25 protein-coding genes, 4 pseudogenes and 1 riboswitch are annotated in these 22379 nt (G+C 71.8%); of the genes and pseudogenes, 11 read left to right on the top strand and 18 right to left on the bottom strand.

Annotated features, from left to right (window positions below; all coding sequences use genetic code 11):
* Window positions 1–90: 90 nt before the first annotated feature.
* Both R2D22_RS06095 and R2D22_RS06090 read left to right on the top strand, forming a co-directional pair.
* Window positions 91–726, top strand: a complete 636-nt coding sequence (locus R2D22_RS06095; protein WP_318101748.1) for a helix-turn-helix domain-containing protein — start codon at window positions 91–93, stop codon at window positions 724–726.
* A gap of 30 nt (window positions 727–756) precedes the next feature.
* Window positions 757–912 carry a DUF6126 family protein gene (locus R2D22_RS06090; RefSeq protein WP_318101747.1) on the top strand — a complete coding sequence of 52 codons (156 nt, stop codon included), beginning with the start codon at window positions 757–759 and terminating at the stop codon, window positions 910–912.
* 30 nt (window positions 913–942) lie between these two features.
* On the opposite strand, the gene R2D22_RS06085 is transcribed toward R2D22_RS06090, so the two are convergent.
* Window positions 943–1755: a tyrosine-protein phosphatase gene (locus tag R2D22_RS06085; RefSeq protein WP_318101746.1), complete on the bottom strand. Its 813-nt coding sequence runs from the start codon at window positions 1753–1755 to the stop codon at window positions 943–945.
* 384 nt (window positions 1756–2139) lie between these two features.
* Window positions 2140–2297: riboswitch (cyclic di-AMP (ydaO/yuaA leader) on the top strand.
* A 2-nt stretch (window positions 2298–2299) separates the two neighbouring features.
* On the opposite strand from R2D22_RS06085, the gene R2D22_RS06080 reads away from it, so the two are divergent.
* Both R2D22_RS06080 and R2D22_RS06075 read left to right on the top strand, forming a co-directional pair.
* Window positions 2300–3226, top strand: a complete 927-nt coding sequence (locus R2D22_RS06080) for a LysM peptidoglycan-binding domain-containing M23 family metallopeptidase (RefSeq protein ID WP_318101745.1) — start codon at window positions 2300–2302, stop codon at window positions 3224–3226.
* Window positions 3227–3399: 173 nt separating this feature from the next.
* Window positions 3400–4194, top strand: a complete 795-nt coding sequence (locus R2D22_RS06075) for an SGNH/GDSL hydrolase family protein (protein WP_318101743.1) — start codon at window positions 3400–3402, stop codon at window positions 4192–4194.
* On the opposite strand, the gene R2D22_RS06070 is transcribed toward R2D22_RS06075, so the two are convergent.
* From R2D22_RS06070 to R2D22_RS06050, 5 genes are read right to left on the bottom strand one after another with little or no spacing between them, the layout of a single operon-like run.
* A complete protein-coding gene (locus R2D22_RS06070) occupies window positions 4181–5047 on the bottom strand; it encodes an STM4011 family radical SAM protein (RefSeq protein WP_318101741.1) in 867 nt (288 codons plus the stop codon). The two genes, R2D22_RS06075 and R2D22_RS06070, sit on opposite strands and share 14 nt — an antisense overlap.
* 41 nt (window positions 5048–5088) lie before the next feature.
* The gene (locus R2D22_RS06065; RefSeq protein WP_318101740.1) at window positions 5089–6423 is read right to left on the bottom strand and encodes an STM4012 family radical SAM protein; all 1335 of its coding nucleotides are present in this window, start codon (window positions 6421–6423) and stop codon (window positions 5089–5091) included.
* Window positions 6420–7235 carry an STM4013/SEN3800 family hydrolase gene (locus R2D22_RS06060; RefSeq protein WP_318109596.1) on the bottom strand — a complete coding sequence of 272 codons (816 nt, stop codon included), beginning with the start codon at window positions 7233–7235 and terminating at the stop codon, window positions 6420–6422. Before R2D22_RS06060 ends, R2D22_RS06065 begins: the two co-directional genes overlap by 4 nt.
* Before the next feature lie 26 nt (window positions 7236–7261).
* Window positions 7262–8428: an STM4014 family protein gene (locus tag R2D22_RS06055; protein WP_318101738.1), complete on the bottom strand. Its 1167-nt coding sequence runs from the start codon at window positions 8426–8428 to the stop codon at window positions 7262–7264.
* On the bottom strand, window positions 8425–9384 hold the full coding sequence (locus R2D22_RS06050) for an STM4015 family protein (RefSeq protein WP_318101737.1): 960 nt from the start codon (window positions 9382–9384) through the stop codon (window positions 8425–8427). The genes R2D22_RS06055 and R2D22_RS06050 overlap by 4 nt, the downstream gene beginning before the upstream one ends.
* Before the next feature lie 157 nt (window positions 9385–9541).
* On the opposite strand from R2D22_RS06050, the gene R2D22_RS06045 reads away from it, so the two are divergent.
* The 5 genes and pseudogenes from R2D22_RS06045 (at window position 9542) to R2D22_RS06025 (ending at window position 12657) form a co-directional block, all read left to right on the top strand.
* Window positions 9542–9868: a hypothetical protein gene (locus tag R2D22_RS06045; protein WP_318101736.1), complete on the top strand. Its 327-nt coding sequence runs from the start codon at window positions 9542–9544 to the stop codon at window positions 9866–9868.
* A gap of 23 nt (window positions 9869–9891) precedes the next feature.
* Complete coding sequence (locus R2D22_RS06040) at window positions 9892–10887, top strand: DUF6745 domain-containing protein (protein WP_318101734.1); 996 nt, start codon at window positions 9892–9894, stop codon at window positions 10885–10887.
* A gap of 47 nt (window positions 10888–10934) precedes the next feature.
* Window positions 10935–11767 (top strand): annotated as a pseudogene (locus R2D22_RS06035) (IS5 family transposase).
* 147 nt (window positions 11768–11914) lie between these two features.
* The gene (locus R2D22_RS06030; RefSeq protein ID WP_318101733.1) at window positions 11915–12283 is read left to right on the top strand and encodes a hypothetical protein; all 369 of its coding nucleotides are present in this window, start codon (window positions 11915–11917) and stop codon (window positions 12281–12283) included.
* A 182-nt stretch (window positions 12284–12465) separates the two neighbouring features.
* Window positions 12466–12657, top strand: a complete 192-nt coding sequence (locus R2D22_RS06025; protein WP_318101732.1) for a hypothetical protein — start codon at window positions 12466–12468, stop codon at window positions 12655–12657.
* A gap of 67 nt (window positions 12658–12724) precedes the next feature.
* On the opposite strand, the gene R2D22_RS06020 is transcribed toward R2D22_RS06025, so the two are convergent.
* The 10 genes and pseudogenes from R2D22_RS06020 to R2D22_RS05975 form a co-directional block, all read right to left on the bottom strand.
* Window positions 12725–13243, bottom strand: coding sequence for a hypothetical protein (locus R2D22_RS06020; RefSeq protein ID WP_318101731.1), 519 nt, complete (start codon window positions 13241–13243; stop codon window positions 12725–12727).
* A 202-nt stretch (window positions 13244–13445) separates the two neighbouring features.
* Window positions 13446–14006, bottom strand: a complete 561-nt coding sequence (locus R2D22_RS06015) for a hemerythrin domain-containing protein (RefSeq protein WP_318101729.1) — start codon at window positions 14004–14006, stop codon at window positions 13446–13448.
* A 133-nt stretch (window positions 14007–14139) separates the two neighbouring features.
* Window positions 14140–14259, bottom strand: a pseudogene (locus R2D22_RS06010) (PHP domain-containing protein); the annotation flags it as partial.
* 120 nt (window positions 14260–14379) lie between these two features.
* Complete coding sequence (locus R2D22_RS06005; RefSeq protein ID WP_318101728.1) at window positions 14380–14616, bottom strand: DUF6480 family protein; 237 nt, start codon at window positions 14614–14616, stop codon at window positions 14380–14382.
* A gap of 122 nt (window positions 14617–14738) precedes the next feature.
* On the bottom strand, window positions 14739–14969 hold the full coding sequence (locus tag R2D22_RS06000; protein ID WP_318101727.1) for a DUF397 domain-containing protein: 231 nt from the start codon (window positions 14967–14969) through the stop codon (window positions 14739–14741).
* A 124-nt stretch (window positions 14970–15093) separates the two neighbouring features.
* Complete coding sequence (locus R2D22_RS05995) at window positions 15094–16299, bottom strand: PP2C family protein-serine/threonine phosphatase (RefSeq protein ID WP_318109594.1); 1206 nt, start codon at window positions 16297–16299, stop codon at window positions 15094–15096.
* Window positions 16300–16365: 66 nt separating this feature from the next.
* Window positions 16366–16665, bottom strand: a pseudogene (locus R2D22_RS05990) (STAS domain-containing protein); the annotation flags it as partial.
* A 78-nt stretch (window positions 16666–16743) separates the two neighbouring features.
* Entirely contained in the window at window positions 16744–17082 is a 339-nt protein-coding gene (locus R2D22_RS05985) for a helix-turn-helix transcriptional regulator (RefSeq protein WP_318101726.1), read from the bottom strand.
* Between the two features lie 142 nt (window positions 17083–17224).
* Complete coding sequence (locus R2D22_RS05980; RefSeq protein WP_318101724.1) at window positions 17225–18415, bottom strand: methyltransferase domain-containing protein; 1191 nt, start codon at window positions 18413–18415, stop codon at window positions 17225–17227.
* A 79-nt stretch (window positions 18416–18494) separates the two neighbouring features.
* Window positions 18495–18797: pseudogene (locus R2D22_RS05975) on the bottom strand (FAD-dependent oxidoreductase); the annotation flags it as partial.
* Window positions 18798–18991: 194 nt separating this feature from the next.
* Here R2D22_RS05975 and R2D22_RS05970 point away from each other — a divergent pair.
* Window positions 18992–19615 carry a hypothetical protein gene (locus tag R2D22_RS05970; RefSeq protein WP_318101723.1) on the top strand — a complete coding sequence of 208 codons (624 nt, stop codon included), beginning with the start codon at window positions 18992–18994 and terminating at the stop codon, window positions 19613–19615.
* Between the two features lie 57 nt (window positions 19616–19672).
* On the opposite strand, the gene R2D22_RS05965 is transcribed toward R2D22_RS05970, so the two are convergent.
* Both R2D22_RS05965 and R2D22_RS05960 read right to left on the bottom strand, forming a co-directional pair.
* The gene (locus R2D22_RS05965; protein WP_318101722.1) at window positions 19673–20233 is read right to left on the bottom strand and encodes a dihydrofolate reductase family protein; all 561 of its coding nucleotides are present in this window, start codon (window positions 20231–20233) and stop codon (window positions 19673–19675) included.
* A gap of 154 nt (window positions 20234–20387) precedes the next feature.
* Window positions 20388–21296, bottom strand: a complete 909-nt coding sequence (locus R2D22_RS05960; RefSeq protein WP_318101720.1) for an aldo/keto reductase — start codon at window positions 21294–21296, stop codon at window positions 20388–20390.
* 67 nt (window positions 21297–21363) lie between these two features.
* Here R2D22_RS05960 and R2D22_RS05955 point away from each other — a divergent pair, with 67 nt between their 5' ends.
* On the top strand, window positions 21364–22362 hold the full coding sequence (locus R2D22_RS05955) for an ArsR/SmtB family transcription factor (protein ID WP_318101719.1): 999 nt from the start codon (window positions 21364–21366) through the stop codon (window positions 22360–22362).
* Window positions 22363–22379: the final 17 nt, after the last annotated feature.

Raw genomic sequence — 22379 nt, 5'->3', positions numbered from 1 at the left:
TGGGGGACGGCCTCTCCGGCGCCGGTCGCGGGTTTTTGCCTCTCGGGCAAGAAAGTTGCCTCAGAGGAAAGATCCTGGCGGAATGGAGGCATGGAGCACCTCTCGGACCTCCCCGGGGACCCGTCCCCGGACGCCGCCCCGGACGTCCTGCCGGACGTCGCCCCGCAGCTGCGCGGCCTGCGCCGCCGCCGCGGGCTGACCCTGGAGGCCGCCGCCCAGCGGGCCGGCCTCTCGCCGGCGCACCTGTCCCGCCTGGAGACGGGCCGCCGGCAGCCCTCGCTGCCGATGCTGCTGGCCCTGGCCCGTATCTACGGTACGACGGTCTCCGCGCTCCTGGGCGAGGTCCCCCCGGAACACGACCCCGTGGTCCGGGCGGGCCGGTCCGAGCCGGTCGAGGCGGACGGCTGGGTGTACCACCAGGCCGGCGGTGCGGGCCGGGCGCTCCAAGCGCTCCGGGTCCACGTCCCCTACGCCACCCGGGCCGACATCGTGCGGGTCCATCCCGGCGAGGAATGGCTCCACGTGCTGCACGGCCGGGTGCGGCTCGCGCTCGGCGACGCCGTGCACGTGCTCGACCCGGGGGACAGCGCGCACTTCGACTCGCTCACCCCGCACCGGATCGGCGCGGCCACCCGCGACGGCGCCGATCTGCTGTTCGTCCACACGCTGCTGCAGAGCCCCGCCGCCGAGCTGTGCCTCGGCGACGCGACTCCGCACCGGCGCTGAGCCCAGCTGAGCCCATGGGAGGGCCTTGACATGTCCGAAAAGTCCACGGCGATCACCGGCCAGGAGCGCGGGGGCGGCAAGTTCCCCAAGGGGCTCGTGCTCCGGCTCTTCGCCTACCTGGTGGCCGGCCACCTCTTCGCCGGCTTCCTCTACCTGCTCTTCGCGGTCGGCGCGGGGAACCCCTGACCCGCGAGGGGCCGCGGCCGGCGTGCTCCGCTACGCCTCGGTGACCAGCCGGGCGCGCAGCAGCTCGCGCGTCTCGGCGGAGAGCTTGAGGCCCTCGGTGAGATAGCCCTCGACCGAGCCGTACGTGGCCTCCATCGTCTCGAACGCGGCCCGCAGGTACTCCACCCGCGCGTCGAACAGCGGGCTCAGCAGCTCCATGACCTCGGGCGCCAGCCCGTCCGGGGCGGTGGAGCTGCGCTGCACCTTGTAGCGGCGGTGCGGCTCGTTCGACTTCACGTAGTCGGCCTCGATGGCCTCCCGCTCCACGCCGACCGCCAGCAGCGACACGGCGATCGACAGGCCGGCCCGGTCCTTGCCGGCGGCGCAGTGCATCAGCGCCGGGACGCTGTCCTCGGCCATGGCGTGCAGGATCCGGCTGTGCTCGGCCGTCCGCTGCACAATCATCTTCCGGTACGAATCGGACATACGGTCGGCCGCCTTGCCGTTCCCGAGCATCTCCCGCAGCGTCGAGAGATCGCCCGACCGCACCAGCTTCCAGAACTCCTTGCCGTCCGCCGGGTCGTTCAGGGGGATGTGCACGTTCCGCGTGCCGGGCAGCTCGACGTCCAGGCCCTCGAACTTCCGGTCGGCCTCGTTGCGGAAGTCGAAGATCGTGTGCAGTCCGAGGGTCGACAGGAAGGCCGCGTCCTCCGCGGTGGCGTGTGCGAGGTGCCCGCTGCGGAAGAGCCGGCCCGGGGTCACGGCCCTGCCGTCCACGGTCGGCAGTCCGCCCACGTCCCGGAAGTTGCGGACCCCCGTCAGTTCGGGCTCGGTCGAGGGGACCTGCGGCGTCTGCTGCGTCACGGATGCTCCTGAGTGTGTGGCGACGAGAAATCGGTTCCTGGGGCAATCATCCAGACGGACTCCCTCGCGCGCACCCCCTCGGACGGGAATGTGCAATCTGTCCGAATTAGAGGTTTTGGGTATAGCGCGCCCCGATTGAAGGTGACATGGGATCAGAGGCGTGAGGAGCGTCATAAGCGTGACGGTCCGTGCCTGATCGTCTTCTCCAAATACCCTGCGCGGAAAGGAAGGCGAAGATCCGTCATCCACGGAGGGTGACCGGAATTCCGTATGAATTCCGCCGCCGTGAATGGGAAAAGGAAATGGCGGCTTGTTCGTGCCGACCCGGCTCGTCTAGCGTCACGCTCACTCCGGTCGGACCGCCGAATCCTGCCACCGTCCGGATTTCCGCACCCACCCACGTGTGGCAGGAGCGGGGGACCCAGGTAAGACGCCGGTCCTCACGCACAGGACGGCTTGGGGTGAAGTCGCGTACGACACGCGACCGGACATCTCCAGTCCGAACCCGACAGCTCACCTCGCAGGCGACGGAGAGGAATTCGCCATGCCCGCGAAGGGTAAGCACCGCCGTCCCAAGGTCAATCCGATCACGCGCGGACTCGTCGCCGCCGGCGCCGGTGGCGCCGTCGTCGCCCTGCCGCTCTTCGGCGCGACCGGCGCCCACGCCGCCGAGCAGGCCGCCCCGAGCGTGACCTCCCAGCAGGCCGTCGCCGCCGTGGCCGCCGCGAAGCCGGCCGCCGCTCCGCAGGCCGCCAAGGCCAAGGCGAAGACCAAGGCCAAGGTCTACAAGGTCGTCCGCGGCGACTACCTGTCCAAGATCGCCCAGGAGCACCACCTGGCCGGCGGCTGGCAGAAGCTCTACAAGGACAACCGCCAGGTCATCGGCGACAACCCGTCGCTGATCCGGCCCGGCATGAAGCTCACCCTCGGCGCCAAGTCGACGGCGAAGCCGGCCGCGCAGACCGAGCGCAAGGCCGCCCCGAAGCCGGCCCCGAAGGCCGCCGCCAAGGCCACCGAGACCCGTGCTTCCCGCAGCAGTGAGCGCGCGGCCGCCCCGGCCGCCGCCTCCGGCTGGTTCGCCCCGGTCTCCGGCGGCGTCTCCACCCCGTACCGCATGGCCGGTTCGATGTGGTCCTCCGGCTACCACACCGGTGCCGACTTCATCGCCTCCACCGGCACGTCGGTCCGCGCCGTCGGTCCGGGCACGGTCGTCTCGGCCGGCTGGGGCGGTGCCTACGGCAACGAGATCGTCATCCAGCACGCCGACGGCTCGTACTCCCAGTACGCCCACCTCTCCTCGTTGGCCGTCTCGGCCGGCGAGACCGTCACCGGCGGCCAGCAGATCGGCCTCTCCGGCTCGACCGGCAACGTCACCGGCCCGCACCTGCACTTCGAGATCCGCACCGGCCCGAGCTACGGCTCGGACGTCGACCCGCTGGCCTACCTGCGCAGCCACGGCGTCTCGATCTGACGAACGCCCGCGCGAGCGGCTCCCGGAGGCCCGGCACGTGTCCACGTGTCGGGCCTCCGGCGTATCCGGCGTATTCCGGGTTGGGTGAATCTTGACCGGTGGCGTATCTCACTCTCCGTCAACCCCTCCTTACGGTCGCGTAGGTCACATCCCGGGGTGAAGGATGTGCTCCCGTGGCAGACGATTCGAGATCAAGAGACAGTGGCGCATTCGGGTCGTACGCGGCGATCGGCGACAGCTTCACCGAGGGAGTCGGAGACCCCGGCCCGGGCGGGAACTACGTCGGCTGGGCGGACCGGTTCGCGGTCCTGCTCGCCGACCAGCTGCCGGAGCACGACGATTTCCGGTACGCCAATCTCGCCGTACGCGGCAGGCTCCTCGACCAGATCGTCGAGGAACAGGTCCCGCGGGCCAAGGAGCTCGCCCCCGACCTGGTGACCTTCTGCGCGGGCGGCAACGACATCATCCGGCCCGGGACCGACCCCGACGACGTCGCCGAGCGGTTCGAGCGCGCCGTGGCCGACCTGACCTCGTCGGTCGGCACGGTCATGGTGACCACCGGCTTCGACACCCGGGACGTGCCGGTGCTCAAGCACCTGCGCGGCAAGATCGCCACGTACACCGCGCACGTGCGCGCCGTCGCGGACCGCTACGACTGCCCCGTCCTGGACCTGTGGTCGCTCAAGTCCGTCCAGGACCGGCGTGCCTGGGACGACGACCGGCTCCACCTGTCGCCGGAGGGGCACACCCGGGTCGCGCTGCGCGCAGCCCAGGTGCTCGGCCTGCCGGTGCCCGCCGACCCCGACCAGCCGTGGCCCCCGCTGCCGCCGCGCGGCACCCTGGAGGTCCGCCGCGACGACATCCACTGGGCCCGCGAGTACCTCGTGCCCTGGATCGGGCGCCGGTTGCGCGGCGAGAGCTCCGGCGACCACGTGGCCGCCAAGCGGCCCGACCTCATGCCGTTGTGACGGGAAAGCCGGCCGGGATCCGTTCCAGGACCCCGCCGGCGAACACGTCGTACAGCGGCAGCGACTCCAGGTGGACGTACCCGATGTGGCAGTCGCACACCGCGAGCGGGCAGGCCCGGGGCCGCAGCGCGGCGCGGAACGAGCCGTCGTAGAGGTTGCCCAGCTCGGCCTTCACGAAGTGGCAGCGCCGCACCGTGCCGTCGCCGTCCACCGAGACCACCGACGCGCCGGTACGGCACGGCAGCCCGGCCGACCGGTGCGGATGCCGGCTGTACGGGAAGAGGGGGTCGAGGTCCGTCCAGACCCCGGCCTCCTCGTCCGTGTACGTGTGCCCGTCCGCCGCGTTCACCCACAGGTACACCCGCTCCGGCAGGTCGGCGCGCAGCCTGCGGGCGTCCGCCAGATGCCCGGGCAGGCCGACCACGCCGACGCTGAACCGGACGCCCCGGCCGGCCAGGTCCCGGCACTTGGCGAGGAAGCGGTCGTACGGGGTCTGGCCCGGGTGGTACGTGCACCACAGCGCCAGCGACTCCGGGTCCGCCTCCGCCGTCCACTCCGTCCGGCAGCTCAGGTTGGTCTGGATCGCCACCCGCTCGACATGCGACAGCCGCGACAGTTCCACCAGGGTGCGCCGGTACCAGGAACGGACCAGCCCCTCGCCCCACGGAGTGAAGAGGATCTTCAGCCGGTCGCCCGCCTCCCCGGCCGCGGTCGCCCACGCGGCGAACCGCTCCAGGGCCTCCCGGTCGGCGCGCAGCTGCTCCCGGCTGTCCCGGCGCTTCGCGAACGGGCAGTACGGGCAGTCGTAGTCGCAGGACGCCAGCGGGCCCCGGTACAGGATCGTCAGGTCCATGCCGGGCCTTCGTACGGGATCGTCAGGTCCATGCCGCGCCTCTACTTCGCCTCGTACGCGGCCATGGCCGCCCGTACCCCGGACGAGAACAGCTCGGGCCCGAGCCCGTCCGAATGCGCGAGCCCCTCGTCCGACAGCCGCAGCAGGCCCGCCGGCGCGTCCGCGTCCAGCCAGCCCAGCGCCTCGAACCGGGCCAGCTCCGCCGGGAAGTCCGCGAAGGGCGAGGAGCCGAACCGCTCCGCGTACCCGTCGAGCGGCATCCCCTCCGCCTGGAGCAGCGACTGCAGCAGATGGCGGCGCCGGGCCTCGCCGGAGTCGACCCGGCGGCCCACCTCGGCGCGGGAGAAGTCGGCCGTCGCCGTGTACGCGTCGATGATCGCGCGGATCTCCCGCATGTCGACCGCGTAGTCGAAGGAGTAGTGCAGCGAGGACGTGTACGAACGGGCGCCGCAGCCGAGTCCGATCATCCCGTCCGTCTGGCAGGCGTGATCGTCCGGACCCTGCGGCGGGGCGTCCGCGCGCCGGAACATCCGCATCGACACCTGCTCGTAGCCGTGTCCGAGGAGATGGTCCCGGCCGTACCGGTACAGCCGCAGCCGCTGCTCGTCCCAGGCCCGGTCGGCGGCGGGACCGAGCCGGCCGAGGCCGGTCAGCGGGCGTATGTAGAGCGGGTAGAGATACAGCTCCTCGGGCCGCCAGGCGAGCGCCGCGTCGAGCGAGTGCCGCCAGGTCGACTCGGTCTGCCCGTCGATGCCGTAGATCAGATCGATGTTGAGGACCGGGACGCCGCTGTCCCGGATGCGGCCGAGTGCCGCCTCCACGTCGGCGCGGCGCTGCGGACGGACCGCCGCCCGCGCCTCGGCCTCGACGAAGCTCTGCACGCCCAGGCTCAGCCGGGTCGCGCCGCGGTCCGCGAGCACCGCGAGCCGGTCCGCGGTCGCCGTCGCGGGGGACGACTCGACGGACAGCGGGACGGCGCGCAGGTCCGCGCCCATCCGCCGCTCGGCGATGTCGCAGAGCCGCTCCAGCTCGCCGGCCGTGAGGTAGGTCGGCGTGCCGCCGCCGAAGGCGGCCGTCGCGAACCGGACCGGCGACGCGTCGCCGAGCGCGTCCCGGACCGCCGTCGCCTGCCGGTCGAGCGCGTCGAGATAGCGGGTGGTCAGCTCGTCCGGGGCGCCGATCCGGGTGAACAGATTGCAGAAGCCGCAGCGCACCTCGCAGAACGGGATGTGCAGATAGAGCGAGAGCGCGTCCTTCGGCTCGCCCGCCCAGAGACCGGTGAGTGCGGGCCGGTCCGGGAGCGGACGGTACGCGGTCTTGTGCGGGTAGGCGTAGACGTAGCTCGTGTACGGGCGGGGCGGCTGATGCGCGTTCACGCGGTCGCCTCCGGCCCGTCCAGGAAGAACTGCGCGTACGGGACGGTCCACACGGACTCGTGGCCGATGCGGTGGCCGGTGAAGCCGTCCTCCCCGTACGCCGTGCCGTGGTCGGAACAGACGATCGCGAAGCAGCGGCGACGGCTGCTCATCGCAGCGAAAAGCCGGCCGACGTGCCGGTCCACGTACTCCAGCGCCGCCGCGTGGGTGGCTCGGGAGTCCCCTGCCTCGCGCGTCGCGCCGGGCAGATGGAACCAGTTCGGCTGGTGCAGCGCGGCCACGTTGACGAACAGGAAGAGCCTCTCGTCGGCGGGCAGCGCGGACACGACCTCCTCGGCCCGGGCGACCTGCGCCTCGAAGGAGGTCGGGGAGGCGACGCCGAACTCAGGCTCCCAGTGGCTCTCCTGGAACAGGCCGGGCAGCACCGAGCCGAGCGGCCCCTGCCGGTTGAAGAAGCCCACCCCGCCGACGCACACCGTGCGGTAGCTCTGCCGCGCGAGCCCGGAGACCAGGTCCGGGGTGTCGTACACGAAGGTGCCGCCTGCGGTGGTCTCGCTGCCCGCGAACCGGGCGGCGAACAGTCGCGGATGCGGGCCGGGGGAGGCGGGGGTCGGCAGGAAGCCGGCGAACATCGCCTGGTGGGAGGCGTACGTGAAGCTCCCGGGGGCGTGTCGGCGCTCCCAGCGGCCGCCGGGCAGGTGGCGGGCGAGATTCGGGATGCGGCCGGCGGCGGCGAGCTCGTCGGCGACGTCGTGGCGGAGGGTGTCGAGCGTCATGAGGAGGAGGTCGTGGGTGCCCACGATCTCGTTCATGTCCAGGGGTGCTTGCGCGTTCGCGTTCATGACCGGGGTGTTCCTGTGGTGGTGCGGGTGGTACGGGCGGTGTGGGCCGTGCGCGTGGTGCGGTGGGCTTCGGTCAGAGAGGCGACCTGGGCCGCGTACGTGTCGAGGCCCTCGGCGCCGCTGCCCGGCAGGCCCGTCAGCCCGGGCAGCAGGTCGCCGAAGGCGTTGACCTCGCCGACGGCGAAGCGCCGCCAGCCGGTCGAGGGCAGCAGATCGACGCCCACACAGCGGGTGCCGGGAAAGGCGGCGGCGGCCCGCTCGCACACACCGAGCGCGTCCGCCCACCGGCTGCCCGCGGCGGCGACCGCCGTGCGCGCCGCGTCCAGATCGCCCCGGGCGCCGCCGAGATGGAGGTTGGTCAGCGGGGAGCGGCTGGTCCGGACGAGGGCGTGGGTGGCCCGTCCGCCGATCACCACCACCCGCAGATCGGCGCTGCGGCCGCCCTGCGCCGCCTTCGGCAGCCAGCGCTCGACGTGCAGCCCGTCCGGCGCCAGCGCGTCGACGATCGCGCCGACCTCGGCCTCGCTCGTGTAGCGGCGCACCCACAGCGAGTTGAACAGCGCGCCGTCCGGGCCGCGTTCGACCGAGGTGGTGGCCTGGACCCGGCCCGTGCCCGCGGTCTCCACTGCGAGCACCCCCGAGGCGGAGGAGCCGTGCGCGAGCTTCACGAACACCCGGCGCAGCCCGTCCCGCGCCATCAGCGCCCGTACGTCGTCCCAACCGGTGACCGCCGGGGCGGCGGGCCCCGATGTCGGGGAGTCCGGTACCGGCACGCCGGCCGTGCGCAGCAGTCCGTGGGTCAGCCGCTTGTCGAACAGCATCGCCAGATCCGCCGGGTCGTCGAGCAGCACCGCGCCCGCCGCGGCCGCCTCGGCGGCGAGACCGGACACGGCGGCGGTGAACCGCGCGTACCAGCGGCCGCTGCCCTCGACGCGGGTCGGGTCGGCGACACCGCGCAGCAGCCGGTCGACCTCCGGGTGCTCACCGGGGGAGTCGAGCCGTACGGCCTCGCCCGCGCCGAAGCGCGCCGTGCCCCGCACCACGTCGAGCCACGGCACGACCCGGGCCTCCGGCAGGCCGGCGGCCCGTACCGCGTCCCGGAAGAACGCGACCCGCCGGTTCTCCGGATTGCCGACGACGACGAGGCGCGGGGCGGCGGTCATTCGCCGACCGCGACGTACCGGTGGCCCTCGCCGTCGCCCCAGTCCTCGGCCTGCTGAGGGTCGTCCACGACGACCCGGACGCCGTGCGGCGCGAGCGCGTCGACGACCCGCTCGGTCATCTCCTCGGACAGATAGTGGTGCGAGAGGTCGAGCGAGGACAGGTGCGTCAGCGGCTGGCCGCCGAGCAGCGCCACCGCGCCCAGGTCGCCGAGCGTGCCCATCGACAGGTCCAGGTGCTCGAGCCGGGCGACCACGGGCGCGCCCGCCATGGCCTCGGCGATCTCGTCCTGGATGACGCTGTTGCGCAGGCCGAGGTGACGCAGGGACGGGAAGTTCGTGCCGGCGAGCAGCGGGGCGAGGTCGCCGGGCACGCTGTCCGCGCCGTACTCGTCGGTGCCGAGCCACAGTTCGAGGTTCACCAGGGAGGGCAGGTCGCTGCCCGCGATGCCGCGCACCACCTCCGCGCCCAGACCGCCCGACTCGACGATGAGCGTCTCCAGCGCGGTGTGCCGGATCGCCTCGAAGCCGAGCCCCGAACCGCCGCGCACGCCGAAGCCCTTCAGCCCCGGGTACGCGTTGAGCAGCGGCGTCACATCGCTCTGCTGGATCCAGGAGATCTCGCAGTCCTCGTAGGTCATGTCGCCGAGGAAGAGCCCTTCGATCCCGGTGAGCCGGGAGTTGGCGGCGATCAGCCGGGTGACGATCTCGGCCGAGCTGGTGTCGTACGCGTCCTCCCAGCCGCCGACGACCAGCGCGCGGACCCGCTTCGTGTCGACCTGCGCCAGGAACCGGTCGAAGATCTGGTCCCAGTCCTCGTCGTCCCCGTCCCGGTACGTGGGGCCCGAGATGCGCCAGGCCACCGCATCGGCCTCCGGGAGCGGGACCGTGCTGCCGGGCTCCGGGAAGTCGAACACGGGCAGTCCGCTCAGCTGCTGCAGGGGGGACCCAATGGTCATGAGAGCTCTCCAGTCACCGGCCGCCCCCGGCGGGCGGCGTTGATCGGCTGATGCGAGCAGTTGTACCAAGCGCCTCCGACAGCGCGTTGTCAGACCCTGCCCCTAGCGTCGTTGACGTGCCCGGGGCATCGTGCCGCCGGGCGGGGAGGGGAGAGCCATGTACCGGCAGGGAGACGTACTGCTCGTGCCCGCGGCGGAGGACGCCGTACCGCCGCACGTGAAGGACCGGCAGGGGGAGCCGAGGGACGCGCGGGGCCGGCTGGTGCTGGCGCTCGGCGAGGTCACCGGGCATGCGCACGCCGTTCCGTCCCGGGGCCGGCTGGTGCGCGAGCCGGGTCCGTGGGGGCCACTGCTGCTCGAACTGCCGGAGGGCGGCCGTCTGGTGCACGAGGAGCATGCGCCGATAGCCCTGCCGAAGGGCTGGTACCGGGTGGTGCGGCAGCGCGAATACGTGCCGGGCGCGTACCGCGTCGTGGCGGACTGAGGGAACGACAGGGGGAGACGAGGATGAACGACACGCTGCCGGTGGACAAGTGGCGGGCCGTGGCCGCCGCGACCGGACCGGCCGACCGGGCCTCCGCCGAGGAGGGCGTACGGCTCGCCTACCGCCTCGCGGGCCTGCCGGAACCGCAGGAGATCCGGTGGGCGGACTCGCCCCGGGAGGCCGTAGAACTGGTGAAGGAGCTGACGGACCAAGGCCGTTCGGTGCGGGACGAGGTGCGCACCCGGCCCTGGGCCGACGAGCGCCGCCGCGTCCACGACGAACTGGGGCCCGGGGGCTGGACCGCGCACTGGTCGGCGACGGGCGCGATGCTGTGGGACACCACGCGCGCGCTCGCGGACCGGATACGCGACGGGGTGACGGACGGGCCCGAGCCCGACCGGGCGCGGCTGGTGCTGCTGGACGCGGTCCTCGGACAGCACGACGCCGCCTGGCTGGCCGCGTTCGACGGGCGGGGCGACCGCCTCGCCGGACTCGCGGCGGTCGCCGAGCACGCGGGCTGGTGGTGGCCGTACGAACGGGTGGCCGTCGTCTGCGAACGCCCCGTCGAGCTCCACCGCGACGAGGCAGGCCGGCTCGACCGGGGCGACGGCCCGGCACTGGCCTTCGCGGACGGCTTCGCGCTGTACGCCTGGCGCGGCATGCCGGTCCCGTCCGACTTCCCGGACGAGCTGGCGGCACTGACGCCGGAGCGGATCCGGGCCGAGCGGAACGCCGAACTGCGCCGTGTGATGCTGGAGTTCTACGGCTACGAGCGCTACCTCGCCGAGTCGAACGCCCAGCCGGTGCACCGGGACGAGACCGGTGTCCTGTGGCGGATCGCGCTGGCGGACGACGAGGACGTGGCGATGGTCGAGGTGGTCAACTCCACGCCCGAACCCGACGGCACGTACCGCACGTACTGGCTGCGGGTGCCCCCGGAGACCCGGACGGCGCGGCAGGGCGTCGCCTGGACGTTCGGCCTCCAGCCGGAGGAGTACCGCCCGCTCGTGGAGACGTGAGGGGGCCTAGGCCGTGTCCGTAAAGTTGTTGGCTCGTTACTCCGTTTGTGGTGCGTCGACATGAACTGACGGATGAGTCGTGGGCGTTGATCGCTCCGTTGCTGGCGCCGGGCCGTATGGGCCGGCCCGTGCGGGACCGGCGCCAGGTGGTCAACGGGATCCTTTGGAAGCTGTCCACCGGGGCCGCCTGGCGTGACCTGCCCGAGCGGTACGGGCCGTGGAAGACGGTCTACGAACGCTTCCGGCACTGGTCCGCCGACGGCACCTGGGACCGGCTGCTGGCCCACGTCCAGCAGCACTCCGACGCCGTCGGGACCGTCGACTGGTCGATCGTCTGCGTGGACTCGACCACGGTCCGCGCGCATCAGCATGCGGCCGGGGCCCGAAAAGGGGGCCCTGGGAAGGCGAGGCACTCGGCCGATCACGCGGCGGGCTGACCAGCAAGATCCACCTGGCCTGCGACGGCCAGGGCCGGCCACTGGCCTTCACCCTGACCGGCGGGAACGTCAACGACTGCACCCAGTTCGAGGCGGTCATGGACCGGATCCGCGTCGCCCGGCCGGGGCCCGGCAGGCCCCGGACCCGGCCCCAGCGCGTGGTCGCAGACAAGGGCTACTCGGCCCGCAAGATCCGGGCCTACCTGAGGCGACGCGGGATCGCCTGCACGATCCCGGAGCGGATCGACCAGATCAACGGGCGCATCCGCCGCGGCGAGACCCGCTGCCGCCTCGACCGGACCGCCTACCGGCGCCGCAACGTTGTCGAACGCTGTTTCAGCCGGCTCAAGCAGAACCGGGCCCTGGCCACCCGCTACGACAAACGCGCCGTCCACTACCAAGCCATGGTCACCCTCGCCTGCCTCCGACTCTGGCTCCCATGACTTTCCGGACACGACCTAGAGGCAGGAGAGCGGCACCGCCCTGGACGACAACGGCGGTGCCGACCTTGCGCCACACGCTCCGGGCCGAGGCGCGCCCGAGCCTCATGGTCCCGAAGCGATGAGTCATGTCCAGGAAGCATGGTGGGCATGACCACTGATCATCCTGCCGAGCGGTCCGGTGCCGGAAGCGATCGGTTCGCCGCGTTTGCAGATCGGGCGTCGAACGTCACCAGCTCCCCTCCGTTCTACGTCCTGTGCGTGCTCCTGGTCCTCGGCACGATCGCCCTGCACTTCGTGCACCCGCCGCTGTCCTGGCTGATCTTCGCCGGAGACGTCATGACATCGGTCAACCTCATGCTGCTCGCCCTGCTGAAGAACACCGAACGGCGTGACACACATGCCGTTCAGCGCAAGCTGGACGCCATTGCCGCTGCACTGCTGGAGCAGCGCGAAGGCACGAGCAGCGAAGCGGCTGACGAGCTGCGGCGTGCCATCCGTATGGAAGAGAAAGGGTGAGGGCCGGCCGAACCGGCGCGTCGGCGGCTACCTCGTCCGGCGGCCGTCGACGACCGATCCGGGACCGACGACGTCCCCGCCGAGCCGCCGGCCCGGGGCGCGGACGTCCCGTCCGCACGCCGACGCGGTTGCCGCTCGCGCCTTCGGGGTATTCCTCCGCTGCACTCGTCCGAGGGGGGACCATGAGCGGCGACAACGGTGACGATCACGCTGATCACGAGCACGAGCATGACGAGGACGCGCGGAAGCGCGTCGAATTGCTGTGGCGCATAGGCACGTTGGTGGCCCTGGTGGCCTTCGTCGTCTTCCTGATCTCCATCTACGAGGACCCCGGCCCGGTTTGCGGCACGGGCCAGGACAAGGGCCCCTGCTGAGACACGGGCGGGAGGTCGGCAGCTGAGAAGGCCGATGCCGTCGAGTTCCGAGCCGTGTCGGCTGCCCCTACCCGAGAGTGGCGTTCTCGTTGTCGAGCAGATCCAGACCCATCAGATCCAGCAGGGACGCCCGGTGGAGGGCGGCGATCGGTTCGAGCAGGTCGGGGTGGCGCAGCAGAGGTGCGGCGTCGTGTTCGTGGTTGCCGGGGCGGGTGAGGCGGGTGACCTCCCCTGCCTGGCCGCGATCGGCGAGGTGATGGGCGTCCATGGCCAGGGTGGGGTCCGCGAGGAGACAGGCGGCCCAGCTGACGACGGTTTCGTCCACCCAGGTCCGCCAGCCGGCATCGGCGTCGTCGCCGTGATCGGCGCCGGTCAGCCGGTCCAGCCGGGCGCTTCCGCCGGGGGAGAGGAGATGGAGCAGCTGTGCGTCCAGCGGGGTCGGGTACCGCAGAGCGGCTGCAAGGGTGACGGCCTGACCGGCCTGGGCCTCGGCCAGGGCCTGGCTGAACGCGCCCGGGGCGGGCGGGAAGGCGGTCAGCAGCCAGCGAGTGCCGGCGGCTATGACGGGTGAGAGATCGGCGGACACGGCGGCTTCCTCCCGGGCGTGCTCGCCCTGACCCGTGCCGGTCCGCGAGCTGCGGCGCGAAGCTGCGCCGCTCCGCTCGTGGGCGACCCAGGGTAGCCGGAGACGGCAGTCGCGCGGCATGACGCACGTCACCGACTGTCCCTGCCTCGGCGGGCCCGGACTTCCACTTCCGGGTCCGCCGCCGCGCTGCCGGCCCAAGGGGTCAGGACGTGCCGCGGCCGGTCACGAAGTCGCGGGCCCGATCCACCAGGCCTGCGCCCGGCGCCAGGAGCTTGCTGGCCGTGGGGCTGCTCGGTGCCGCCGGGTGCGGGCGGGTGGGCGCCATGGCCTTGGCGCGGCGGATCTTGTCCCCGAGATCGTCCAGCTGCTGCGACGTGCAGGCTCGCTCCAGCGCCGGGAAGAGGTTGCTCTCCTCGTCCTTGATGTGGGACGTGACCTCTTCCATGAGCTGCTTCAGGAGCGGCTTGATCTGTGCGTCGTCGGTGCTGATCTGCTCCAGCTGCTTGAGGATCTTCTCGACGCGGCTGTGATCCTCGATCTCCCTGTCGGCCATCCGCCCGCCGCCCTCGACCTGCTCGCGTACCGCCGGGTAGAGGTACTGCTCCTCGGCGACCGAGTGCCGCACCAGCTCGATGGTGATCTCGTCGATGAGACCGCGGAGCTCCTGCCCGCCGCCGGTCATGGCCTTCAGGCGGCCGAACATCTCCTCCACCTCCCGGTGGTCGGCTTTCAGCTCGTCGATCACATTCCCGCCGTGTCCCATGTCGCCTCCATGCGTGTTCGGGTCGGGCCGCCCTGGCCCGCCCCGATCCGTTCCCCGCCGGACCTGCCGTCGCCCCGCAGTACGCGGCGACTCACCCGCACGGACGGGGGAGGCGGGTGGTTCACCGCCGGCTGCGGAGCTTGGAGTGCACGGATGCCACGACGATGTCGAGCCGGCCGAGCAGGTCTTCGTCCTGGTCGAGTGAGCCGTCCTGGAGGATGTCGCATTCGATGCCGGGGAGCAGCCGAAAATCCGGGTGATGGGTGCCGATCCCGGCACGGGCCAGGACGGCCTGCGTGCAGTAGTCCTCCAGGAGGGGCTGCCCGGAGGTGTAGAACGCGACCGCATCCGGCTCCGCCGAGGCCGTGCGGCCTCACCCGGTGGCGAGGACGATGGCGTACGCCAGGAAGAACAGGGCGACGACGAGTGCGAGGGCCAGCACGATGAACAGCGGGGCGCGTGCCCAGCCGCGTTGCAACGGCCGGTACGGTCCCGTGCCGGTGCTCGTTCCCGATTCGGCGGGTGGGGTGTCGCCCGGGGGGACGCCCCCGCCCGGTTCGAGCCCTGTGGCGGTACGGGGGTCGGGGTCGGGGTTGCTCGGAGTGGTCATGACGCGCCTCCTGACCGAGCGTGTGGCTCAGGTACGGCTGCTACCCAGAGCTGGGCCGCTCACCCGGGAGAACGAGGCCGGACCCGCGCCGGGCGAAAGCCCGGTGGGGAGTTCGTTCGGTCCTACTGGTCGAATTCACCGCCTCGGACGCCGGCCGTGAAGGCGGCCCACTCGGCGGGAGTGCACAGCAGCGCGGGGCGGCTGAGGTCCTTGGAGTCGCGCAGGGCGACGGTTCCGCCGTCGAGGAACGCCACTTCCAGGCAATCGGCGCCGCCTTCGCTGTGGCTGCTCTTGTGCCATGCGGCGCGGGTCAGGTCGGTGCGGCGGTAGATGTCCGGGATGTCAGCGGGCACGGTCGAGTCCTCTCTCGATGTGTGGTCCCCCCGGTGGCAGCCTGACCGCAGGGCCGTGGCGGTGCTCGGCGGCGGGGGCCGTCCGGGGGGCGGGGCGCTCAGCCGCGTTCGCCCATACGGTGTTCTACGCACCTGCGGAGGTGGCCCGTTCATCCGCTGTGTGCGTGGGCCCGTGCCAGTCCAGGCACAGGACCGTGGCGTCGTCCTTCGGCGGGTGGCCGCCGTAGACGTCCGTGACGGCGCCGACCAGGGTGCGCACGACCTCGCGCGGATGCTCGGCTTCGGTCTTGCGCAGGAGAGCGGGCAGGTCCACCACTTCGGCGTCGCGTTCCTGCATGCCGTCGGTGTGGAGCAGGAGGCGGTCACCAGGGCGCAGGTCGAGGTCCTGGGCCTGGTAGGGGCCTTGCGAAGGGATTCCGAAGGGAAGGTTCACGGCCAGGGCCAGTTCGGTGACGGCACCGTCACGCAGCAGATAGGGCCGGGGGTGACCGGCGTTGACCAGCTGGGAGCGGGTGCCGTCCAGCGCGATGCGCAGCAGCTGTCCTGTGGCGAGGCTGTGGTGGCCGTGGTTGAGGAGGGCTTCGTGGATCTGGCGGGCCTGTTCGGCGAGGCCGACGCCGGCGCGGCGGGCGCCGCGGGAGGCGTTGACCAACAGGGTGGCCATCAGTGAGGCGCGGACGTCGTGGCCCATGGCATCGGTGATCGACAGGTGCAGGGTATGGGTGTCCAGGCTGTAGTCGTACGTGTCGCCGGCGATGTCGAAGGCCGGGACCAGGGCCGCGGCCAGGGTGAACTCGGAGGCCTCGCAGCAGGAGGCGGAGGGCAGGAGCTGGCGCTGGATCTCCGCGGAGAGGCTGACCGGCCCGGTGCGGTTGCCCCAGTGGTACAGGTCGGTGAAGCGGCGGTCGGTGACGATGATGTACGCCAGAGCGTGCGCGGCTTCCTGGACCTGCGTGCGTACCTGTGGTGTGGCCTGGGCGAGGAAGAGCTCCAGGACGCCGATGGTGTCGCCACGGTTGGTGACGGGGGCCAGCACCCGATGGCCGCCCTGGCCGTCTGCGGCCACCACCAGCTCCTGGCTGCGCAGCACGTCGTCGTAGATACTGCTGCCCGCGAGAGGGACCTTTTCGGCAGGCGGTTGCCCCGGCTCCGCGGCGGTGTCGTGGACGCGCAGCAGGCGCCGGCCGACGACGTCGACGAACAGGAACGACACGAATCGGGCGTCGAACCGGTCGCGGAGATTGCGTGCCACGACATCGAGGGAGTGCACGGGCGCGGCGTTCTCGGCTTCTTCCAGCACGTCGCCCAGCCCGATCCGATCACGCGCCACAGTCGCCTCTCCGAATACAGGCTCGCCCCGCCGGGAAGGCGTGGGCCAGGCGCGGACGGTCAGCAGATGCTGCACCCCGCTCAGGCGCAGCAGGCGAGCGACCGGCCCACTCAGGGCGGCCAGCACGAGGGATTTACCGGCCGCCAGGGCCAGCCGGTCCAGGTCCAGCAGGATGTGCAGTCCCGTGGTGTCGCAGAAAGTGACTGCGGACAGGTCAAGGTCGAGGCCGTCGCGGCTGGAGTTCAGCGCCGGGATGAGGTCTCCGCGCAGTCGGTCGCCGTCGTCCATGTCGATCTCGCCGCGCACGCGGGCCAGCACCCGCCGCGGTCCGGGCTCGAGGACCACACTGACGACCGAAGGGCGCATGGTGCCGCTGATGTGCTCCGCCGCAGTGAAGGACAGCCGGCCGGGAAGATCGGGAAGAGAGGTCATGGCCTGCTCCCTTCACACCCCGGTACCGGGAGGGTGGCCGGCCTTCCCGGCCCGTGGGCCGAGGTCGACCAGCAGGTGCAGGAGGTCAGCGACCTCGTGGCGACCCTCGGCCGGATGGCGGAAGAGGGTCCCCGGCGTGACCTCGTAGTGGTTGCGGCGGCCGCGACGTGCCCGCGTGAGGTATCCGGCGCTCTCGAGATCGCGGACGATGGCTCCGGCTGCCCGTTCAGTGAGCCCGCAGCCGGCGGCCAGGTCGCGCAGTCGGATCTCCGGATCGCGAAGGATCATGGCGAGGATCCGGGCGTGGTGGGTGACGAACGTCCAGCTGGTCCGCGGCTCGACCTGCTCCATGCCTGAATTGTACGATTTGCGATTCCGGTTTCGCCAGACCGGATCCCGGAATCCTGCGACGGGTCGAAGCGCAGGGTCTGTGGGTGGGGCGCGTCACCGCGGCGCCAGGGCGCGGGACGTTCGGGGCCGCACGCGGCGACGGTCAGTCCGCGCCGAGTGCGAGCTGGCCGAAGTCGTAGAACCACAGGCGCTTGCTGCCGTGCGCGTCGACGGTGAGGCCGTACCGGTCCACGGACGGGCGGCCGAGCCGCTCCCACCGTTCGTACGCCGCTGCGACCTCGTCCCACAACGCGCGCGGGCCGGCCTGCGCGACGGTGAACCGGGCGGCGGTGTCCCCGTCGTAGTCGATGGTTGCCCACGAGCCGGTGGTGTCGTCGCGGATCTCGAGACGGGTGTGCGTGTGCCGGCCGCTGGTGTCCCAGGCGAAGTGGGCGCCGGGGACGGTGAGGCCGATGTGGAACTCGGCGTCGAGGTCGCCGCCCGCCACCGCCCACGGCGACACGTCGGTCACCGTCTCCGCGGCGGTGGTCACCGCCTCGGCCGGCGCGGCCCCCGGTGGCGGTGCGGCCCCGGCGGGCGGGCGCATGGGCATGAACGACGCGAACGAGTGGAACCGGCCCTCGGCGCCCCCGTCCTGGCCGGCTGTCAGGGCGAGGGTGCCGTACCGGCACCAGCGCGACGTCCACGGCGTCACGATCCGCCCACCCGGCCGGACCTGCTCCAGCCACGCCGCGGGCACGTGGTCGACGGAGAAGGTGGCGAGGATCTGGTCGTACGGACCACCGTCGGACCAGCCGGCCGCCGCGTCCCCCGCGACGACCCGCGGAGCGAACCCGACCGCCTTCAGGTTCCGCTCGCCACGCGCCGCAAGTTTCGGGTCCAACTCGACGCTCGTGACCTGCTCGGCACCCATCAGCGTGCACAGCAGCGCCGCGTCGAACCCGGTGCCGGTCCCGAGCTCCAGCACCCGCCCACGGTGGTCCTGCTGCCCCGGAACAGACGGTGTGAGGTCGGCGAGGAGGAGGGTCCGGACGACCGTCGACGGCATCGACGCGGACGACGACGGCAGGCCGTCGGTGAACTGGGTGACGAGCGGCGCGTCGGAGTAGGCCGCGGCCATCCATTCGTCGGGCCGGTCGGCCCGGTCCACGCGCTCGTAGTCGCCGGCGCCGTCGCGGACCCAGATCCGCTCGGGCAGGAACCGGTGCCGCGGCACTGTTCGGAACGCGCGCTGCAGCGTGTCCGGCAGCGGCTCGCCGAGCTGCTCGGCGATGGCGGCCAGCAGCTCGGCGACCAGGTCCTCCGGCGCGGTGTCCGGGAGGCGTGCGGTCATGGGTTCTACCGTTCGTCCGACGGCGGCGGGTCCCAGAACCTCAACAGTAAAGGCGGGGGTGGGCCCAGGTACAGGGCGGTCAGGACGGCTGGACCTGGTCGAGGTGGGCGAGGGTTTCGGCGGGGTCCGGGCTGACGAGGCGTTCCGGACCGGCCGTCGTGAGCTTCGCCCACCTGCCGGCTCGTGCCCGCATTCGTTTCTCGCAGGCGCGGACGGCCTCGTCAAGATCTCCGGAGCCGGTGGCGATGGCCTCGGCGAGTTCGGCGCCTTTCAGCATCGCGAGGTTCGCGCCCGCTCCCAACGGGGGCATCAGATGGGCGGCGTCGCCCAGGAGCGTCACCCCGGGGACGTGGGTCCAGGTGTGGGACACGGGTGCCGCCCGGGGCGGGCGTCGGAGGCGGGATCGCCTGTTGCGATGCGCCGTCACGCCGAGACATCCTTCGCGACCGGCCTGGACCGGGTCCTCGACGCCGTGGTCGCCAAACTCGCGCGGAACCGGTCCGCCGAGGTGATTGGGCGGCGCCCGTTGCCAGTCCCGGGTCCGACCGTGTCAGTGGCTGGTGACAGGATCGAGAGGTGCTGATCAAGGGATATGACGTCGGCCCGTTGGTGCCGGGCGAGTCACTGCTGGTCCACCCGGGCTTCTGGTCGAACTACCTCTTGACGCTGTGTAGCGACGGAGGGTGTGCCGAGCCTCCGGTTCCGGAGTGGTTCGGTGAGGACGGTGCCGATGCCGATGCCATGTCCGAGGTTCTCTTCGATCCTGAGCGCTGGCCAGTGTTCAGGGTGCCGGCAGAGAACGGCCCTGGCGCCGTGGTGATCTACCGCAATCTGGACGGCGACTACGGCACCGACTACCTCCTCACCCACCCCGGCAGAAGCTACGTCGAGCAGATCGCCGGCTGGGACGGCGACTTCTCGGGCACGGGGCTGACATGGCTCGAACTGGTCCGGATCGCCGACAACCCGTCTCTTGCGGCCGAAGGTGCACAGGACACGGCCATCCGCCTCCTGCTGCTGCTTCCACTCCTCACCGACCCGGACATTCCGGAATCGGCATCGGCAAGGCTTGTCACCGCCCTGACCGTGGTCGGCGCGCCACAAGACACTGCCTCCATCGCGGCGGAGCACCTGCTGACTCACCTCACCAGGAGATCCCGTCACGATCCCGCGTGGGCGTCTCCGCTGAGCGGCAGCTGACTGCACGGCCCTCCATGTCAGAGGCAGCCAGAAGATCATTTACAGGACAGGCGGCTCTCAGGAGTTCAGGCCATGGCGGAGGAGGACCGAGCGGCCGTCGAAGGTACGGGTCTCGAGCAGGGTCAGTTCGGTGCGGGGGAGGCTCGGTGGGAAGGTCGGCCGGCCCCCGCCGAGGACGACGGGGTGGACGACGACGTGGTACTCGTCGATCACGCGGCGCTCGGTGAGATGGGCGGCCAGCTCCGAGCCGCCGAAGAGGACCAGGTCATGGCCGGCGGCCTTCAGGGCGGCGATCTCCTCTGCGGCGTTCACGGAGATCACCCGCGTGTTGTGGTCTGCCGTTCCCAGGGTGCGCGAGACCACCACCTTGGGCGCCTTGCGCCAGACCGGGGCGAACGCGAGGTCGTGGGGGTCGTCGGAGTACTGCTCGGCGTTCGGCCAGAAGCCGGCCATCAGGTCCCACACCTTGCGGCCGTACAGGAAGAGCGTGCCCTCGGGGGTGAGGTCCTGGGAGTACGCGGAGAGCTGCGGTCCCATCGCGGGCCAGTCGAACTCGCCCTGGGGGCCCTCGATGAAGCCGTCGAGGGACTGGTGCACGAGGTGGATCAGCTTGCCCATGATGTCGACCGTTTCCCTTGCTCGGGCGGTGCCCCTGCGGCGCCGTCACCCTCCGGTCGGAGCGGACGGCCGCGGCTCGACATCGATCCGCAAAACTCGTCCGGGCGGTGTCTGACGCAACGGCGAACCCGGCCCCGCCAGGTGTGGGCCTTGCTCATGCCGTCTCGTGGTGGAGGGAGTCCAGGACGGCGAGTTCTTCCTCCGACAGGCGCAATGAGCCGACGGCCACGTTCTGGGCGAGGTGGTCGAGGTCGCCGGTGCCGGGGATGGCCAGGACGTGAGGGCCCTGGTGGAGTGTCCACGCCAGTCGGATCTGGGCCGCGCTCACGCCGCGGGCGTGGGCGACGGCGTGCACCTCCGGGCTTTGGTCGGTGGTCGCGCCGGCGGTGCGTCCGGTGCCGGCGATCGAGTAGAACGGCACGAACGCGATGCGTTGTTCACCGCACAGGTGCAGGAACTCCTTGTGCTCGGGCGACGCGCCGATGCCGTACATGTTCTGGACACAGACCACCGGTGCGATGGTCCGGGCCTCGGCGAGGTGGTGGGGGCGGACGTTGGACAGGCCCAGGTGACGGATGAGTCCGGCCTCACGCAGTTCGGCGAGCGCGCCGAAGCGTTCGGCGATGGAGTCGGTGCCGACGATGCGCAGGTTCACCACGTCGAGGTGGTCGCGGCCGAGCTGGCGCAGGTTCTCCTCGACCTGGCCCCGCAGTTGCTCGGGGGTGGCATGCGGCAGCCACCGGCCCGAGGGGTCGCGGCCCGGTCCGACCTTGGTGGCGATGACGAGGTCGTCCGGGTAGGGGGCCAGCGCCTGGTTGATCAGTTCGTTGGCGGAGCGCAACGACGAGAAGTAGAACGCGGCGGTGTCGATGTGGTTCACGCCGAGCTCGACCGTCCGGCGCAGCACACCGATCGCCTGGTCGCGGTCGCGCGGGACGGCATCGGCCGCGAACGCCTCGCCGTGCTGCGGCAGGCGCATCGCGCCGAAACCGATCCGGTTGACCGTCAGGTCGCCGAGCTTCCAGGTACCCGATGCCGCCGCGGTGATCGTCTGTGAGGTCATGGCGGGATGATCTCCGCACGGTAGATTGGTCCGCCATTGATTCATACATGCCTGAATCCGTCGAGGAGTGGTCGTCCTGGCAGAGCTGGCGTTCTCGACGAGCGATCTGGCGCAGTTGCGGTTCGCCGTCTCCCCGATGTGGGAGGTCGCACCCAGCTTCCGTCTGCTGAGGTCCGGCACCACGCATCCGGTCCACCGGCCCTGGGCCGATCAGGTACGCCCGCGTATGGTGGCCGCCGGGCTGGACCGGGGCTGGCTCTGCGAGCTGATCCCGCCCACCGGCGGCTACATCCCCGACTTCCTCAACCCGGCCCCCGCCGGACCCGCCCCCACCCCGGCGGCGGAGCGGGACGCGATCCGGGCCTCGCCCGCCGACCGGGTGCGCCAGGACCTCGACCACCTGGCCCGCCATCAGGGGAAGATCGGCCCCCGGCTGCGGACGCTGCACAACGACCCGCAGGGCCTCCTTGCCAAGGTCGTGGAAGAGCTCGAAACGTACTGGGAGCTGGCACTCGCCCCCTACTGGGCACGCATCCGGGCGGTTCTGGACGCAGACATCCTCCACCGGGCCCGCATGGCCGCCGAGCACGGCACCGGCCACCTCCTCAACGACCTGCACACGTCCCTGAGCTGGGACGGCAACGCGCTACGGATGGCTCGCCGAAAGCAGCCACTGACCCGCACGACGGCAGGAACAGGACTGCTGCTGATCCCCTCGGCCTTCACCGGACCGGGACTGCGCACCCGGACGACGCTGCCGGACCCACCTCAACTCGCCTATCCGGCGCGCGGGATAGGCACGCTGTGGAGGCCGCGCCCGGTAACCGGGACCGACTCTCTCTCCGCCGTACTGGGCCGCTCGCGGACCCTGCTGCTGACCGAGTTGGAGATGCCGGCCTCCACCACACAGCTGGCCCACCGCACCGGACTCTCCCCCGCAGGGGTGTCCCAGTACCTCACCGCGCTACGCGACGCGGGCCTGGTCAGCGCCCACCGCGCCGGCCGCTCCGTCCTCTACGCCCGCACCACCGCAGCCGAAACCCTCCTCCAAGCCGCCACCGCCTGACGTCACGTCACGTCCCG

The sequence above is a fragment of the Streptomyces sp. HUAS YS2 genome, from assembly GCF_033343995.1.
Classification (GTDB): Bacteria; Actinomycetota; Actinomycetes; order Streptomycetales; family Streptomycetaceae; genus Streptomyces; species Streptomyces solicathayae.
Note: the sequence above shows the minus strand (reverse complement) of the source record. Positions and strands in the feature narration are given on the sequence as shown.

What these genes read in the sequence shown, in the direction of transcription:
- R2D22_RS06055 (WP_318101738.1), bottom strand. Translation starts at nt 8,428, where the DNA reads ATGACCGCCGCCCCGCGCCTCGTCGTCGTCGGCAATCCGGAGAACCGG.
- R2D22_RS05965 (WP_318101722.1), bottom strand. Translation starts at nt 20,233, where the DNA reads ATGGGCAAGCTGATCCACCTCGTGCACCAGTCCCTCGACGGCTTCATC.
- R2D22_RS06030 (WP_318101733.1), top strand. Translation starts at nt 11,915, where the DNA reads ATGACCACTGATCATCCTGCCGAGCGGTCCGGTGCCGGAAGCGATCGG.
- R2D22_RS05960 (WP_318101720.1), bottom strand. Translation starts at nt 21,296, where the DNA reads ATGACCTCACAGACGATCACCGCGGCGGCATCGGGTACCTGGAAGCTC.
- R2D22_RS06080 (WP_318101745.1), top strand. Translation starts at nt 2,300, where the DNA reads ATGCCCGCGAAGGGTAAGCACCGCCGTCCCAAGGTCAATCCGATCACG.
- R2D22_RS06015 (WP_318101729.1), bottom strand. Translation starts at nt 14,006, where the DNA reads ATGGGACACGGCGGGAATGTGATCGACGAGCTGAAAGCCGACCACCGG.
- R2D22_RS06005 (WP_318101728.1), bottom strand. Translation starts at nt 14,616, where the DNA reads ATGACCACTCCGAGCAACCCCGACCCCGACCCCCGTACCGCCACAGGG.
- R2D22_RS06070 (WP_318101741.1), bottom strand. Translation starts at nt 5,047, where the DNA reads ATGGACCTGACGATCCTGTACCGGGGCCCGCTGGCGTCCTGCGACTAC.
- R2D22_RS05985 (WP_318101726.1), bottom strand. Translation starts at nt 17,082, where the DNA reads ATGGAGCAGGTCGAGCCGCGGACCAGCTGGACGTTCGTCACCCACCAC.
- R2D22_RS06050 (WP_318101737.1), bottom strand. Translation starts at nt 9,384, where the DNA reads ATGACCATTGGGTCCCCCCTGCAGCAGCTGAGCGGACTGCCCGTGTTC.
- R2D22_RS05980 (WP_318101724.1), bottom strand. Translation starts at nt 18,415, where the DNA reads ATGACCGCACGCCTCCCGGACACCGCGCCGGAGGACCTGGTCGCCGAG.
- R2D22_RS06095 (WP_318101748.1), top strand. Translation starts at nt 91, where the DNA reads ATGGAGCACCTCTCGGACCTCCCCGGGGACCCGTCCCCGGACGCCGCC.
- R2D22_RS06045 (WP_318101736.1), top strand. Translation starts at nt 9,542, where the DNA reads ATGTACCGGCAGGGAGACGTACTGCTCGTGCCCGCGGCGGAGGACGCC.
- R2D22_RS06090 (WP_318101747.1), top strand. Translation starts at nt 757, where the DNA reads ATGTCCGAAAAGTCCACGGCGATCACCGGCCAGGAGCGCGGGGGCGGC.
- R2D22_RS06040 (WP_318101734.1), top strand. Translation starts at nt 9,892, where the DNA reads ATGAACGACACGCTGCCGGTGGACAAGTGGCGGGCCGTGGCCGCCGCG.
- R2D22_RS06025 (WP_318101732.1), top strand. Translation starts at nt 12,466, where the DNA reads ATGAGCGGCGACAACGGTGACGATCACGCTGATCACGAGCACGAGCAT.
- R2D22_RS06060 (WP_318109596.1), bottom strand. Translation starts at nt 7,235, where the DNA reads ATGAACGAGATCGTGGGCACCCACGACCTCCTCCTCATGACGCTCGAC.